General features: G+C 37.2%; 14 protein-coding genes and 1 tRNA gene. 6 read left to right on the top strand and 9 right to left on the bottom strand.

Going from position 1 to position 16,474, the window contains the following annotated elements; translation table 11 throughout:
* Nucleotides 1–186 precede the first annotated feature (186 nt).
* Entirely contained in the window at nucleotides 187–366 is a 180-nt protein-coding gene (locus tag ACTB0X_RS11245; RefSeq protein WP_463025119.1) for a T9SS type A sorting domain-containing protein, read from the top strand.
* Nucleotides 367–2,160 carry a T9SS type B sorting domain-containing protein gene (locus ACTB0X_RS11240; protein ID WP_463025118.1) on the top strand — a complete coding sequence of 598 codons (1,794 nt, stop codon included), beginning with the start codon at nucleotides 367–369 and terminating at the stop codon, nucleotides 2,158–2,160.
* A 130-nt stretch (nucleotides 2,161–2,290) separates the two neighbouring features.
* Here the strand turns inward: ACTB0X_RS11240 and ACTB0X_RS11235 are convergent, their stop codons facing one another.
* Nucleotides 2,291–3,820 (bottom strand): SulP family inorganic anion transporter, encoded by a 1,530-nt coding sequence (locus ACTB0X_RS11235; RefSeq protein WP_463025117.1) that lies wholly within the window; start codon nucleotides 3,818–3,820, stop codon nucleotides 2,291–2,293.
* A 266-nt stretch (nucleotides 3,821–4,086) separates the two neighbouring features.
* Here ACTB0X_RS11235 and ACTB0X_RS11230 point away from each other — a divergent pair, with 266 nt between their 5' ends.
* On the top strand, nucleotides 4,087–5,277 hold the full coding sequence (locus ACTB0X_RS11230; RefSeq protein WP_463025116.1) for an aspartate aminotransferase family protein: 1,191 nt from the start codon (nucleotides 4,087–4,089) through the stop codon (nucleotides 5,275–5,277).
* Between the two features lie 21 nt (nucleotides 5,278–5,298).
* Nucleotides 5,299–5,763, top strand: a complete 465-nt coding sequence (gene smpB, locus ACTB0X_RS11225; RefSeq protein ID WP_463025115.1) for an SsrA-binding protein SmpB — start codon at nucleotides 5,299–5,301, stop codon at nucleotides 5,761–5,763.
* Nucleotides 5,764–6,015: 252 nt separating this feature from the next.
* On the opposite strand, the gene alaS is transcribed toward smpB, so the two are convergent.
* Nucleotides 6,016–8,625 carry an alanine--tRNA ligase gene (alaS, locus tag ACTB0X_RS11220; RefSeq protein ID WP_463025114.1) on the bottom strand — a complete coding sequence of 870 codons (2,610 nt, stop codon included), beginning with the start codon at nucleotides 8,623–8,625 and terminating at the stop codon, nucleotides 6,016–6,018.
* Nucleotides 8,626–8,773: 148 nt separating this feature from the next.
* Here alaS and ACTB0X_RS11215 point away from each other — a divergent pair, with 148 nt between their 5' ends.
* Nucleotides 8,774–9,745 carry a peptidoglycan DD-metalloendopeptidase family protein gene (locus tag ACTB0X_RS11215; RefSeq protein WP_463025113.1) on the top strand — a complete coding sequence of 324 codons (972 nt, stop codon included), beginning with the start codon at nucleotides 8,774–8,776 and terminating at the stop codon, nucleotides 9,743–9,745.
* A gap of 10 nt (nucleotides 9,746–9,755) precedes the next feature.
* Nucleotides 9,756–10,088, top strand: coding sequence for a MerR family transcriptional regulator (locus ACTB0X_RS11210; protein WP_463025112.1), 333 nt, complete (start codon nucleotides 9,756–9,758; stop codon nucleotides 10,086–10,088).
* Between the two features lie 80 nt (nucleotides 10,089–10,168).
* On the opposite strand, the gene ACTB0X_RS11205 is transcribed toward ACTB0X_RS11210, so the two are convergent.
* From ACTB0X_RS11205 to ACTB0X_RS11175, 7 genes are all read right to left on the bottom strand, one after another.
* On the bottom strand, nucleotides 10,169–11,905 hold the full coding sequence (locus tag ACTB0X_RS11205; RefSeq protein ID WP_463025111.1) for a hypothetical protein: 1,737 nt from the start codon (nucleotides 11,903–11,905) through the stop codon (nucleotides 10,169–10,171).
* A 3-nt stretch (nucleotides 11,906–11,908) separates the two neighbouring features.
* Complete coding sequence (rfaD, locus tag ACTB0X_RS11200; RefSeq protein WP_463025110.1) at nucleotides 11,909–12,874, bottom strand: ADP-glyceromanno-heptose 6-epimerase; 966 nt, start codon at nucleotides 12,872–12,874, stop codon at nucleotides 11,909–11,911.
* Between the two features lies 1 nt (nucleotide 12,875).
* Nucleotides 12,876–13,721 (bottom strand): menaquinone biosynthesis family protein, encoded by an 846-nt coding sequence (locus tag ACTB0X_RS11195; protein ID WP_463025109.1) that lies wholly within the window; start codon nucleotides 13,719–13,721, stop codon nucleotides 12,876–12,878.
* On the bottom strand, nucleotides 13,721–14,377 hold the full coding sequence (gene mqnB / locus ACTB0X_RS11190) for a futalosine hydrolase (RefSeq protein WP_463025108.1): 657 nt from the start codon (nucleotides 14,375–14,377) through the stop codon (nucleotides 13,721–13,723). The genes ACTB0X_RS11195 and mqnB overlap by 1 nt, the downstream gene beginning before the upstream one ends.
* Nucleotides 14,374–15,174, bottom strand: a complete 801-nt coding sequence (locus ACTB0X_RS11185) for a DUF2797 domain-containing protein (RefSeq protein ID WP_463025107.1) — start codon at nucleotides 15,172–15,174, stop codon at nucleotides 14,374–14,376. Before ACTB0X_RS11185 ends, mqnB begins: the two co-directional genes overlap by 4 nt.
* 170 nt (nucleotides 15,175–15,344) lie before the next feature.
* A tRNA-Asp gene (locus tag ACTB0X_RS11180) sits at nucleotides 15,345–15,418 on the bottom strand.
* A 92-nt stretch (nucleotides 15,419–15,510) separates the two neighbouring features.
* Nucleotides 15,511–16,437, bottom strand: coding sequence for a DUF58 domain-containing protein (locus ACTB0X_RS11175; RefSeq protein WP_463025106.1), 927 nt, complete (start codon nucleotides 16,435–16,437; stop codon nucleotides 15,511–15,513).
* Nucleotides 16,438–16,474 lie beyond the last annotated feature (37 nt).

Below are 16,474 nucleotides of genomic sequence, written 5' to 3'. Positions count from 1 at the left end.
AATTTGTCCTTGAGAAAAATGAATTCTTGATCAAAATGAAACTTTAGAGAGGCGGAGAAGTTCCGATTTTAAGAGGAAATCACTTCGCCGAAGTTAAGTTTTGTAAAGAGGAAGAATTTATTTTTCTCAAAGACTTGACTTTTTGTTTCATTTTGGGTCAAGCCAAAAGAAAAAGGATTAAAAAAGATGAAAGATAACGTTACATTTGAGCTATACGATGTATTGGGCAAGCAGCAAGTGTTTAGCCGTTTGAATACTACCAATACTCATCAAATTAAATTGAATAACATACAACCAGGCATTTATTTTTACCGTCTGGTTAATAACGATGCTTCAATGGAAGCAGGTAAATTAATTATAGAATAAGTGAAATTAAGTTTAACCATTATTATTTTGTTTTGGGCGGTGCGGTGCACCGCCCAAAATTTAATCCCCAATCCTTCTTTTGAAGATACTGCCAAAATAATTAATGGGTTTGATTGGCCGGATAAATGGCGATTAGCTGGGGGCGGAAATACCCAACCAGAATACTATAATGAATTTCATGATACTTTATGGACAATTCCGAAAAATTATTCAGGTTTTCAGTATCCACAAAATGGAAGTAATTATTTAGGAATGAGAATGTATCTTTTGTATCAATTTTTTAAATCAACTCGTGACTACATCCAATGTGATTTAAAACAAGTATTAATTGCCGATACGACCTATTGTTTTCAGATTCATGTTAATTTAGCAGATTCCTTTTCTCATGCCTCTCGCAACCAATTGGGCATCTATTTGTCCAATGGTCAGGTGTCTTCAACTTCTAATGAGAATTTACCTTATACGCCTCAAATTATAGTTTCTCCCACAGAATACATTTCGGAAACTAAAAATTGGACTGTGTACAATCACACCTACAAAGCTGTGGGTGGAGAAAAGGTACTCACGATGGGAAATTTTAACGATACCACAGCAATTGACACCTTTTACATGGGTTACAATAGGAATAATTTCGAATACTTCGGCACGTACTATTTTATCGACAACCTTTATTTGGGGAGTTGTGCTACTTTGCCGTTGAGTTATGATGGTAATCTTGTTTCCGTGCAGTTTGATAGTGCTTTGTGCTATACGAGCCCAGTAAATGCCACTATTAACTATACAAATAGCGGCGAAGAATGGTTGGATTTTACACAAGATACGATGCGCATTACAGCTACGGTTAAACGAAATGGATTTGTGGTGCAAACCATAAATCAAGCAATCAGTTCCAATAGTTATAATCCCATTCCTACGGAATCATTGTTTGGAGGCAGCACGGCAAAAATTCCAATCCAAGGGTTGGATTTTACCACTTTGGGCGCCAATTATGAGTTGATTGTAACCGCTACTTTTAATCGTGATGAAGTGAGCGCTAACAATCAATGGGACACTACTTTTGTGCCCAATCATGCTGTGGGTTCTGTTGCTGTTTCAGCAGATACCATTTGCAAAGGAGAAAGTGTGAATTTGTATAGCAGCAATTCCAACGGCACCACTCAATGGCAATACAGTACGAATAACACCATTTGGGACAATATCACCGCAGGAGATTCAGCCAATCATATTCCTACAGCTAGTCCGATGTATTATCGGTTGAGCGTTTGCAATGCCTTGTATTCAGATACATTTGAAGTGGTTCAAAACATTCCACCCAGATTAAAAGATTCTGTAGTGAGTTTTTGTCAAAACACTACCCAAACCATTGCGCCCAATTTTTCAGAACGCATTTCTGCATTGAATTGGTACAATTCTCCAACGGCAACCAATCCGTTTTTTCAAGGATTTGGGTATTCCTTTAAAGTAAAAAATAACCAAACCTTTTATTTAGAAACAGAAATAGAAAATTGTGTTGCAGAGGAGAGAAGCAAAATAATGGTGCAAGTAGAGCCTTGTGCGTTAATTATTCCCAACATTTTTACCCCCAATGGCGATGGCAATAATGATACCTGGGAGCTAGGCAATACCAAAGGCTTGCCATTAGACATTACTGTTTTTAATGTATGGGGCATGAAAGTCGCCCATTGGAAAAACAGTCCGTCATGGGATGGCGATAACTTAGCCACTGCAGTGTATTTCTACATCATCAAACACGATGGAGAAACGTACAAAGGGACGTTGAGTTTGTTGAGGTAAAGAACATTCAGTTTGCGATTAACTCTCGAAGGGTTAGTAAGCTATTAAATACTAACCCTCCGAGAGTTCGCTTTACTTTTCAGCATACTGAATTAAACATTTTGAAGATTATCAATCTATTCTTAAAAGGTTAAACTTTATCCACCGCCAATTTATAAGTTGGATCTTCCAATACATTGACATCAATAATTTCATCTGCATTTTCCAATAAAACTCTGCAGTCGGCACTTAAGTGTTTCAAATGAACCTTCTTCCCTACTTTGAGGTAGCGCTCTGTAATTTTATTCAAAGCTTCTATAGCAGACATGTCTACAATTCTACTTTCAGCAAAATCAATGATAATCTCATCAGGGTCATTTAAAATATCAAACTTTTCTCCGAAGGCGGCTGTAGAACCAAAAAACAGTGGTCCATAGATCTCGTAGTGTTTTACCCCATTCTCATCGATATGCTTTCTTGCCCGAATTCGTTTGGCGTTGTCCCATGCAAAAACCAAAGCAGCGATGATAACACCAATCAATACTGCTAATGCTAAATTATGCAATATGGCTGTCACTAACGTCACCAATACCATTACAAAAATATCTGATTTGGGCATTCGTTTGAAGGTCTTTAAACTCGCCCATTCGAACGTTCCAATAGAAACCATAATCATCAAACCAGTTAATGCAGCCATTGGCAGCATTTCAATCAATCCTGCTCCAAACATGATAAACACCAACAACATCACTGCTGCGACTATCCCTGAAAGACGTGCTCTAGCACCTGAAGAAATATTGATTAAACTCTGCCCAATCATGGCGCATCCACCCATTCCTGAGAACACGCCTGAAAGTACGTTTGCCAATCCTTGAGCAACTGCTTCTTTATTTCCTCTCCCTCTCGTTTCCGTGATTTCATCGATGATATTCAACGTCAATAAACTTTCAATTAGTCCTACACCAGCCATGATGGCAGCATAAGGAAAAATAACATATAAAGTCTCTAACGTAAATGGAACTTCAGGAAAGTGAAACGGTGGAAATCCACCAGAAATAGAAGCCATATCGCCCACTGTTTTGGTGTCCACTCCAAAAGCGACAACGATTCCGAAAACACTTAAAATAGCTACTAAAGAGGCCGGAACCACCTTTGTCAACTTCGGCAATCCCCAAATAATCAACATCGTAACCAACACCAATCCCAACATTATAAACAATGGCGTTCCAGTCAACCATGCTCCAGAAGCATCTTTAAACTGTGCCATTTGCGACATGAAAATAATGATCGCTAGGCCATTTACAAATCCGAAAATAACAGGATGTGGCACCAATCGCATCAACTTTCCCAATTTCAAAAAGCCGGCTGACATTTGTAATAATCCGGCTAAAACTACCGTCGCAAAAATATATTCAATGCCATGTGTTTTAGCTAAAACCACTAAAACTACAGCCACAGCACCTGTAGCTCCGGAAATCATTCCTGGTCGTCCACCTAAAATAGAAGTCACTAAACCCATCATAAATGCGGCATACAAACCTGTCAATGGTGGCAACCCTGCAATTAATGCAAAAGCCACTGCTTCAGGAATTAAAGCCATGGCCACAGTTAATCCAGAAAGCACTTCAGTTTTGTAATTGACTTTCATCGAAAGGTCGAAAAGGTTCAAATATTTCTTCATTTATTACTCTTGAAAATGGTTGATTTTTATTTTGAGGGTGCAAAAGTAAGGATTTACTGGGGAAGTCAATCGGTCAATCAGTGAATCAGTTAATTTGTGAATCAGTCAATCAATGAATAGGTGAATCAGTGAATTGATTAATCAGTTCAAACATAGTGATACTGATTAATTATTAAATTAACTTAATGATTCATTGTTAAATTGATCCATTGACTTATTGATACATTGATCCATTGTTATAATGAAGTATTGATTAATTTTGCCTCATGTCAAAAAGCACCGATATTTTTTACCAGAACTTAGCCCAAACTACCCCATTTGCATTGGGTTATGAAATTAGTCATGCATCAGGCTCCACCATTTATACCACTGACGGAAGAGCCATTTTAGACTTTATATCAGGGATTGGAGTCAGTAGTTTAGGCCACGGTCATCCTGCCATCAAAAAAGCTGTCATTGATCAGGTAGAAAAACACATGCATGTAATGGTTTATGGCGAATTTATTCAAGAATCTCAATCTCGTTTGGGCGAGGAGTTGCGATTGGCATTACCAAAAGAGTTGGATAGTTACTACTTTGTAAATTCAGGAACAGAGGCCATCGAGGGCGCATTAAAATTAGCAAAAAGAGCCACTGGAAGACAGCAGATCATTGCATTTGAAAAGGCATATCACGGAAGTACACACGGAGCTTTAAGTGTGAGTGGCAATAAAATCAAACAAGCACCTTTCCTTCCATTGCTACCCAACATCGATCGTATTCAGTTAAATAACCTTTCGGATTTAGATAAAATCACCACCCAAACGGCTTGTGTTATTTTAGAAACAATTCAAGGAGATGCTGGTGTCCGGATTCCTGATTACGATTACATGCAAGCCCTTCGGACTAAATGTTCGGCTGTTGGCGCATTATTAATTTTGGACGAAATTCAGAGTGGCATCGGACGTACAGGAAAATTCATGGCGTTTGAGCACTTTGATATTGTACCAGATATTTTAACCATGGGAAAAGCACTGGGCGGCGGTATGCCAATTGGTTGTTTTGCTTCTCGAAAAGAGCTGATGGAACAATTAAGCGACAACCCAATGTTGGGACACATCACCACTTTTGGAGGTCATCCTGTGGTTTGTGCGGCAGCGGCAGCAGGACTCAAGGTTATTCGTGACGAAAACCTAATTGAAGGAGTTCAAGCTAAAGCAGATAAAATAGCCTCTCTTTTGGTGCATCCGTTTATTAATGAGGTGCGTTATAAAGGGCTGATGATTGCTGTAGATTTAGACTCTGAGGATAGAGTGCAGAAAGTGGTTGAAGATTGTTTAGCCAATGGGCTATTGACTTTTTGGTTTTTATCTACCCCTCATTCCTTCCGTTTGGCACCACCATTAAATATTTCTGATGAAGACATTGAGAAAGGCTGTGCAATAATTTTGGCGTCAATTGAGAAAACTGCAACCTAGAATAGTTAATTTCGCTGATGTATGGCTAAGGAAACAAAACAACCAAACGTAACTATTAAGAACAAAAAAGCAACTTTTGAGTATGAATTTATTGATACTTATGAAGCTGGCATGCAATTGATGGGCACCGAAATCAAATCGATTCGTGACTCCAAAGCCAGTATTAAAGAAGGCTACTGTGTTTTTAAAAAAGGTGAATTGTACGTTAAAAACATACACATTTCAGAGTACAAAGAAGGGAGCTACAACAATCACGAACCCAAAAGAGATCGAAAACTATTGCTCCACAAGCGTGAATTGGAAAAACTCTCTAAAAAGAAAATTGATGTTGGTTTGACGATTATTCCTGTAAAGATGTACATCAACTCTAAAGGATTGGCAAAAATGCAAATTACACTAGCCAAAGGTAAAAAGATGCACGACAAACGTGAGAGCCTAAAAGCCAAAGACGATAAGCGAGCAATGGATCGGGCGATGAAGATCTAGGTTTAGTAATTAATGGTGGTTTACTTCCCAGAATGACATTAAACCTATCGATTAAATATTTACTTGCATTTTCAAATACAGTTCCCTCAAAACTTAAAGGTTGAGTATTCAACTTCTTATTTAACTTTGAAGGTTTTGACAGCCCAACGGAATATATACTGAAAAATCAAACCACTTCAACACTCAACAATTCAGCAAAAAAAAATCCCCTTGACACCGCCAAGAGGATTCTATAATAATTTCAAATAAATTCTATTTCAAATACGCTTTTGCTTTTTCCAAAGCTGAAGCCATTCCATTTGGGTTTTTCCCTCCTGCTGTGGCAAAAAACGGTTGGCCACCGCCACCGCCGCCGATTTCTTTGGCCAAGTCTCTAACCATATTCCCTGCGTGTAAATCGTGCGTTTTTACCAATTCCTCAGCCACCAATATCGTTAAGGTTACTTTGCCGTCCACATTTGAAGCCAATACCAAGAATAAATTCTCTATTTCTGCTTTCAACTGAAACGCTAAATCTTTGATCGAACCAGCATCCAAATCCACCTCTTCGATAATCGCATTGATTCCTCCAATGGTTTGAACTTTACCTTTCAATTCTCCTTTTACACTTCCTGCTGCAGCTCGCTTAAATTCTTCTACTTGCTTCTGCAATTCTGAGTTTTGCTTTTGCAATGCTGTAATCGATTGCATCACATCTTTTGGATGTTTCAACGCTTCATTTATTGCATCCAACAACGTCAATTTATCTTCAAAATATTGATCTGCTTTTTCAGCAGTTATGGCTTCAATTCTTCTTACTCCTGCCGCCACAGCCGATTCACTCAAAATCTTAAATTGTCCAATTCTAGCTGTCGAAGAAACATGCGTTCCCCCACACAATTCAATGGAATCGCCAAACTTGATTAAACGTACTACATCGCCGTACTTCTCCCCAAACAACGCCATAGCGCCCATTTCTTTGGCTTCGTTAATTGGTATTGCTCGTCGCTCATCCAATTGAATATTCTCTCTAATATTCTGATTCACGATGGTTTCTATTTGCTTGATTTCTTCGTCGGTTACTTTATGAAAATGAGAAAAGTCAAATCGCAAATGATCCGCATTTACCAATGATCCTTTCTGCTCTACGTGCTCGCCCAAAACGGTGCGCAATGCATGGTGCATCAAATGAGTGGCTGAATGGTTATTTTCTGATAACGTTCGTTTCTTTTGATTGACTACCGCTTGAAATTTCAAGTGGATATTTTCTGGCAACCGGTCGGTATAATGAACAATTAGGTTGTTTTCCTTCTTAGTATCAGTGATAAAATAGTCTTTTCCGTTGGCAGATATCTTCCCAGTATCACCCACTTGTCCACCACCTTCAGGGTAAAATGGAGTCATGTTAAACACCAACTGATACAATTCTTTTCCTTTAGCATTCAGCTTTCTATAACGAGTTATTGAAACTTCTGCTTCCCTGTAATCATATCCGATGAACTCTTCAACTTCGTCTTCTTTTACAATTTCCCAATCTCCGGCATCAATCTTAGTTGCTTTTCTAGAACGTGTTTTTTGAGCTTCTAACGCCAATTGAAATTCTTTCATATCGACTTCCAAACTAGCTTCTGATCCCATCAAATGCGTCAAGTCAATTGGAAAACCAAAGGTATCATACAATTCAAAAGCAAATTTTCCATCAATTACCTTTCCACTCAAAGTAGAAGTGTACTCTTCAAATCGCTGAATTCCTTTCTCTAGCGTTCTTAAGAAAGTATTTTCTTCTTCAAAAATCACTTGAGTGATTAATTTTTGCTGAGATTTCAATTCTCCAAACTGATCACCCATTTGATCCACCAACACTTCCACCAATTGGTTTAAGAATGGTTCTTTTAAATTCAAGAAGCTATATCCATAACGAACAGCTCTTCTTAAAATACGACGAATCACATAACCTGCTCCAGTATTTGATGGCAATTGCCCATCAGAAATAGCAAATGAAATCGCACGAATGTGATCAGCAATCACCCGAATCGCAATGTCTTTCTTTTCTTGTGTCGCCGTATATTTTTGGCCACTAACGGCTGAAATTTTATTGATCAATGGCATGAATACATCCGTATCGTAATTGGACTGTTTGCCTTGCAAAGCCATGCACAAACGCTCAAAACCCATTCCGGTATCCACATGTTGATTTGGCAATTTCACCAAACTACTGTCCGCCATTCGATTGAATTCCATGAACACCAAGTTCCATATTTCAACCACTTGCGGATGATCGGCATTCACTAAAGTTTTCCCTGAAACAGCTGCTTTATCTTCCTGAGAACGAATATCCACATGAATTTCAGAACAAGGACCACAAGGACCTACATCGCCCATTTCCCAAAAGTTGTCCTTTTTAGAGGCTTTGATGATTCGATCTTCAGCTATAATTTCTTTCCAGATGTCATACGCTTCTGTATCTTCTCCCAATTTGTCGCCTTCATCGCCACCAAAAACAGTTACGTATAAACTGTCTTTGTCTAATTTATAGACTTCGGTTAACAATTCCCACGCCCACTCTATCGCTTCTTTTTTGAAGTAGTTTCCAAACGACCAGTTTCCGAGCATTTCAAACATGGTATGGTGATAAGTATCCACACCAACTTCCTCTAGGTCATTATGCTTACCTGAAACTCGCAAACACTTTTGTGTGTCTACAATTCGCGGATATTTCACAGGGGCATTGCCCAAGAATAAGTCCTTAAATTGATTCATCCCTGCATTGGTAAACATCAATGTGGGATCGTCTTTGATCACCATCGGTGCTGACTCAACTATCTGATGATCTTTACTTTTGAAAAATTCTAAAAACTGCTGACGGATTTCTTTTGAAGTCATTTTTGTTGAAAACTTTAATCGATTATGGCTCAAATCCTAACAATTTTTAACTCCTTTGTAAAGTTGAATTCAAAAGAATATATGGTTAAATTTGCGCCGTAAATTGGGTGCAAATTTAGCTATTTATACCACATAAACAATTCTCAAAATGTCAAAAATAAAGTATCGTTTTAATAACAGAACCCTTAGCTACGAGCGCGTAAAGCTGTCTGCTAAGGCTAAGGTTTTGAGGATACTTTCCTTTGTAGTAGTCAGTGCTATTTTCGGGATTTTATTCTTTTTTTTAGTCAATAATTACATTGATTCCCCAAAAGAGAAAATGCTCAAACGTGAGCGAAATCAATTAATCGCACAATACGAATTATTGGATCGAAGAATGGATCAAGTGAATGAAGTATTGGAAGACATTCAGCGAAGAGACGATGAAATTTATAGAATTGTATTTGAAGCTGAACCGATTGCAGACAACATTCGAAAAGCAGGATTTGGTGGAGTAAACCGATACAAGCAATTGGAAGGCTTTAAAAATTCAGAGTTGATTGTAGAATCAGCGAAGAAATTAGATAAGATTTCCAAGCAGTTATACATTCAAACCAAATCATACGACGAAGTTTATAAAATGGCGATGAACAAGGAAAAGATGCTGGCGTCTATTCCGGCAATTCAACCAGTTGCCAATAAAGACTTAAAAAGAATGGCTTCGGGTTATGGAATGAGAATGCACCCGATTTATAAGCGTAGAAAAATGCATACTGGTATGGACTTCTCTGCAGAAAAGGGAACTGAAATATATGCTACAGGTGACGGGCAAGTGGATGAAGTCGAAAGTAGCAGACGCGGATATGGAAATCATGTGGTGCTAAATCATGGTTACGGATACAAAACGCTTTATGGCCATATGACACAATACATTGTGCGAAGAGGTGAAAAAGTGAAACGAGGACAAGTGATTGGTTATGTCGGAAATACAGGAACTTCCGTAGCGCCTCACTTGCATTATGAAGTAATCAAAAATGGGGAGAAAGTAAATCCGGTAAACTTCTATTTCAACGATTTAACTCCTGAAGAGTACGAGCGAATGATCGAATTTGCAGCCACTCCTTCTCAATCTTTCGATTAACAGACTCGCTATGGAACAAACAGATAAAAGCACTAAGTTATATTATACCATTGGTGAGGTCAGTAAACGATTTGATGTAAATGCGTCATTGATTCGTTTTTGGGAAAAGGAATTTGATATTCTACAACCTAAAAAGAATAAGAAAGGAAATCGACTATTTACTCAGAAAGATGTCGATAATTTGCACATTATCTACCACTTGGTAAAAGAAAGAGGGTATAAATTAGATGGTGCCAAGAAGAAGTTAAAAGAAAACAAAGAGGATGCACTGAACGAAATGGAAATGATTGCTTCATTGAAGAAGGTTCGTTCGTTTTTGGTGGCATTGAAAGATGAATTGTAGTTTAGGCTTTTTGTTCTAACCACCAAGCCATACCTGCGGCAGGCAGGTTCACAAAGGGATTGCGCTAAGGGCGCTAAAAACTAATCAACTTTCAATTTGAACGAAACCGGTTTCTCAAACCAAGCTTCTCCTTCTTTTACTAGATCAATTTCTATTTTATACTCTCCTTCTTGGTTGGGAACTTTCACTTCAATTCGTTGCTCAAAATTGTATTTGAAATCCATATCAACAAAATTTCGAAGTCCATCCCACTCTATTAAATTTCCCGCCATATCATAAACATGATAAGATATGTAGAATTGATAGGTTGCATTTGATGGAAACACTAAACCACTGTCGATACTCAATTTCAATAAAGGATAAACAATTTCAGAAGGTTCTGCCTTTCCAAGAGATTCAAGAATTTCCATACTGGTATTTGTAATGATTCGATTCAAATTGCCATCGTATTCGGCTGCATTCAAATAGACATATTCTCCTTTATTTATCTTAAAGTAATCCGCATTATAAAAAGAGATATCTTCAATGTAATCCTCCCACATCAGCACTTTGTTGGGTTTTAAAGCCTCTTTGACGCTATCGTACTTCATCATTTTATTCTCCGCCATTACGATGGTATTTTCATTGCCAAACTCGGAAGATGTCATCAGAGAGAAATACGGCAAATGCATGTCCACAACAGAAAATCCTTTTTCTAAATTTCCATCGTCAATCCTAAACTTGGATCCATTCGGATAAAGGTCTTTTGCTTCTGAACAAACATTCTGCATTTGAGTGTATCTCATTTTCAAAGAATTTGCAGTCGAATGAATGGAAAACAAATTCATTATCAATAATAAGGCTAAAAATGGTAACCCATATTTATTGATGCCATGTCTTTCTTTAGTGGAAAATACAAACACAACCGGTACTATTAAAAGTAATAATGCTGGTACGCTTAATACATCATTATACCATCTATAATCTGAATAGTTGGTATTGTAAACCACCAATGAAATCAAACCTAAATACCCAAAAAAAGATAAAATCGCATAACTGTATTTACGCTGATAAACGAGTAATGAGATCGTCCCAATTAAGAATAAAAGAATTGATTTAGAATGTTCTATAAAAACTTGGATGAAATTCTTATACAATTCGACATACTCGTTTAGCTCAGAATGGGAGGTTGTAGAATATCGACTTGCTTCGTAAGGATTTACAGTTAATATTTTTATAAATAATGCGGAACAAAAAAACAACACTAATTTTTTAAGCTGTGGCGAAAACTTTCGATTATCAATGAATAAAATCACCATGTAAAACAGGAAAGCCCCCATCACTAATGGATGTGAAAAGAGTGCTAACCACAATGTGATATAATATCCAATGGCATACTTTTCAAAATGTTGCTGATTATTATTGGCAGAAACAAATAAAATCAAAAAGGCGCACCCATAAAATACTTCTAAAAAAGGAGCAAAATAGGCTAAATAATGAGCGGTCAACAAGAAAGTTAACAAATAAGCAGCCTTGAAATCTTTTATCATATGCACCAGCCAAATAACGATTCCATAAAACGTCAAACAATTCCAAAGTGAATTGATGACAATAATTTTATGTAATCCGATGTCAGCAATTGTGGCAATTAAAGCAGCTACTTGAGAGAGGGCTAAAACTGATCGAGAATGCTGAACATCAAAACTGATTTGATTAATTACTTTAAAAAGATAAACCGTTGCATCAGCATAGGTTCTTTCTTGGGCATATATTATACTAAAGAAAATTAAAAAAATCCAAAATAAGTGTATGAATAAGGTAGTTATTTTGGACTGCATCGCCTAATATATAGTATTCGTCATCAAATAATTAGTCACATAATCTGAAACACCTTCTTCCAAAGTCATAAACGGTTGGGTGTATCCAACAGACCTTAACTTGGTCATGTCTGCCTCTGTGAAATACTGGTATTTATCTCGAATGTCTTCTGGAGTTGGAACAAACGAAATGTCAGCAGTTTTTCCCATCGCTTTGAACGTGTTTTTTGCTAAATCCAAGAAAGTCCGAGCCGTACCAGTTCCTAAATTAAACAAGGCCGATTTTGGTTTATTTTCCATCAACCATTGGCACACATTGACCACATCTTTTACATAAACAAAATCTCTAATCTGCTCTCCATCTTTATAATCCGGATTATGCGATTGAAATAACTTCATTTTTTCAGTCGCCTTGATTTGATTGTAAGCATGAAAAATAACCGACGCCATTCGTCCTTTGTGGTATTCATTTGGACCATAAACGTTGAAGAATTTTAAACCTGCCCAGAATGGTGGTTGTTTCTCTTGTTTCAATGCCCAGATGTCAAAATTATTCTTTGATTCTCCATAAGGATTCAATGGTTTTAATTTTCCCACAATGCTATGATCATCTGAATACCCATATTCTCCTAGACCATAAGTTGCACCTGAAGAAGCATAAACCAAAGGGATAGAGGCATCTGAACAAATTTTCCAAATATCCTTTGTGTAGTTAACATTCAATTCATCAAAAATTGAAGCATCAAATTCAGTGGTATCTGTACGTGCACCAATGTGGTAAATCCCATCAACTTGATCGGCGTTCTTTTTAAACCAATCGATAAAAACCGAACGTTCTATTTTCTGCTTAAACTTGGTATTTTCCCAATTTCTGCTTTTATCGAACTTGGTGAAATCATCTACTAAAATAAGGTTAGTTTTTCCATCATGATTCAATTTGGAAACCAAGCAACTACCTATAAAACCTGCTGCACCTGTTACTACTATCATGTTAGTCTACTGTATTATTGATAAATATGGATGTTTGTATGGTAGGAATGATGCCTTTTTGAACAGCTAAGTTAAACAAGCTTTCTACAGCATATCTTCCTTTGGCTCCCAAATTTAATGAATATTCATTGACGTATAGCCCGATGTGCTGCCGCATCACCGACTCTTCCATTTCTTGTGCATGTTGCTTCACATAATCCATACACGACTCTGGATGATCAAATGCAAACTGAATACTTTTGCGCAACACTCGATCTAGTTTTTCTTGTGTTTCTTGATTAAACTTTCGGTTAATTACAATTCCTCCCAATGGAATCAAAGCTTGAGTTTCTTGTTCCCAAAACTCCCCCATGTCCATTATTTTATGCAACCCTCTTTGGTGATAAGTAAACCGATTTTCATGAATGATTAATCCGGCATCCACATCTCCATTGATTACGGCTTTTTCAATGTCTGAAAATAGTAATTCAACCTTATTCGTCGCTTCTGGAAATGCGATGGACAACAAAAAATTAGCAGTGGTGAACTTTCCGGGGATTGCAATTTTCAATTGATTGACTTCATTCGCACTGTATTTATTCTTAGAAATCAACAAAGGTCCTACTCCACTTCCTAAAGCACTTCCTGAATTCAACAAGGCATAATCCTCAATCAAAAAACCAAATGCATGGTAACTCAATTTGGTGATGTCCAACTCCTTTTTAAAAGCTTTGTGATTCAGTTCTTCAACATCTGCCAAAGTGACTTCAAACTCCAGTCCTTCGGTGTCTATTTTTTGATGCACCATGGCATCAAAAATGAATGTATCGTTGGGGCAAGGGGAATATCCTAGAGTCAATTTATCCATTAGATTTCGTTTGTGATGGCAATCAAAGTTTTATTCAAATTCGTTATTGCCAATGCAATGTTCCAATTAGCCTTATTTCTAGGTTCTACACGATTTGATATTGTTCGGATTTCAATGAAGTTGACCTTTTCCATTTTACTTACAAACATGGCAGCGCCTCCTTCCATGCTTTCTATATCGGCATTAAACTGAGTTTCCACCTCAACAATGGAGTCAGCAATTCCATGTACTTTATTGACAGTAATCCCAATTCCTTTGGGCAACGTATGCAAATGTTGAATTGGGAAAGCATTGGTTGACAATACTCTATTTGTTTCATTCATCCCCATTCCATCAATTGGAATAAACCCCTTTGGGCTTTCTGCTCCTAATTCTGAAAAGTATTCTTGCAGCACTTGTAAGGTTGTCCCTATAGGATGTTTTGCTTTAAACGAACCTGCAATTCCTGCATTGATGATCAAGTCATATTTCTTGGTCGCCAATTGTTTTCCCAATTGGTAAGCTGTAGCTACCATTCCAACGCCTGTAATCAACACTTCCAGCTCATTATTTGCCTTGGTTTTAAAAGCAGACAATCTATTTTTTTCCAATTGACCAAAGTAGGCCAACAGCGGACTAATTTCCTGAAAAGTGGCTACTACAATTAATATTCTCATGCTGAAATTTCAATGTGGTAACCTGAGTATTTTCTCAAATTGATAACAATTCCACCTTTAAAGATTAAATATTGCCCTTTTATACCCATTAACTCTCCTGTTAATGAAGGTTCTTTATCTAAATTATGACTTTTAACTTTCGTTGGAAATTCTAGTACAGGATAGTTGATTTCAACTATTTCATTGTCTTCACAATGGAATTCATTGAATTTGTCATTCATTATTTTGAGCAATTCTTCTTTGGTTTCCAATATATTCAAATCTTCAGCTAACTCATTTTTTAGCATTTTCATCCAATGCGTTTTATCAGAAACGTGTTGCTTCATGTCCATTTCTATCACACCTGCTTGGTAACGATTTGGAGTTCTTGCCAAGCGCACTGCTTTCCAAGCTCCTTGATCAATCCATCGAGTAGGAATTTGAGTTTCACGAGTTACCCCAACTTTTATCCCGGCTCCAACTGCCATATAAACAATGTGTGGCTGGTTATGGTTTCTTTCTTCCCATTCAGGATCTCTACCTTCACCTAAATGCGCTCTGCATAACTCTGGACGAATAATGCACTCCGCATTCTGAGGTGCATTCATAAAGCATGGATAACAAAATCCTTGACCAAATGACTTTTTGGTCACTCTTCCACAGTTTACACAATTGATAACCCCGTTAAACTCTAAGGTCACTTGTCTACCAATAAGTGCATTAATATCAACTTGATTGTCTTCTGAAAACTGCAATGTATATTGAACTGGATTAGTTAATTCAACTCGCATTTTACTTAAATTCCCTTCTGCCGTCATGAGTGTATTTTAAGGTTACGAAGGTAAGTATTCTAACAAAAAGAGAGCAATTTTAGTGAATCAATGACATGAGTTGTGTGTTAATTAAAACATACAATAATAGAACTTACAAAGAAGTTATATCAAAGTCTATAAACGAAAAAAGCCCTTCATTTCTGAAGAGCTTTTCGCGGTCTGGACGAGACTCGAACTCGCGACCCCCTGCGTGACAGGCAGGTATTCTAACCAACTGAACTACCAGACCGTTTATCTTTGGTATGTTTCATTTGCGTTGGGACGACAAAAGTAGCAATACTTTTCATTTTGAAAACACTTTTTCCAAAAAAAAAAAGAAATTTATTTCATCTTGCTTCTTTTGACCAAATAGGGAAATAGTATCTGATTGAACCCCTTGTTTATATCGGCTTCAACATAAGAAATTCCATATTGAGCGCATTTCAGTTTTAAGGCTTTTTCCCGCTTTCCCACCTCTTCTTTATAGCGTTCTTTCACTTCTGTGGAATTTAACTTCACTTCTTCTCCACTTTCTAAGTCCACAAATCGATAGGGACGGTTGTCAAAATCGAATTCCAATTCTTTATTTCGATCTACCACATGAAATAATATTACTTCATGCTTGTTGTGCTTTAAATGCTGTAATGAATTAAACAATTGTTCTTCTTGATCAGCATCATCTATCATATCACTAAAAATGATGATTAATGACCGTTTGTGCACCATTTCTGCAATTTGATGAAGTGCGCTCACCGTTGCAGTTTTTACATTCTTAGTGGGTTCGTTTAACAGCCGTTCTAATTCTGAAATAATCAGCCGTTGATGTCTTGTATTTGATTTGTTGCCGGTGTGAAAGTCTAATTTTTCATTGAACGTACTCACTCCAAATGCATCGCGTTGTTTTTTCAATAACTCCATTAATGCAGCTACAGCATAAATCGAGAATTTGATCTTGTTGAATGAATCTTCATCTACTTTTTCTGGAAAGTACATTGAAGAACTGGTATCAATGACCATTTGGCAGCGTAAGTTGGTTTCTTCTTCATATCGCTTTACAAACAACTTATCCGTTTTTCCAAACAACTTCCAGTCGATGTGTTTGGTAGATTCTCCGCTATTGTATAATCGATGTTCGGCAAATTCTACTGAAAAGCCATGAAATGGACTTTTGTGCAAACCAGTAATAAAGCCTTCTACCACTTGCTTCGCCAATAACTCTAGGTGGGTGTATTGCTGTAGTTGTGCTCGATTAATTGTCTCTATGGCCATTTTGATAATTTGAATTTAAAAGTAAGTATTTTTTAAA

Source organism: Acidiluteibacter sp. (assembly GCF_055129545.1).
The sequence above is the reverse complement of the archived record's forward strand: the minus strand, read 5'-3'. Positions and strand labels throughout refer to the sequence as shown.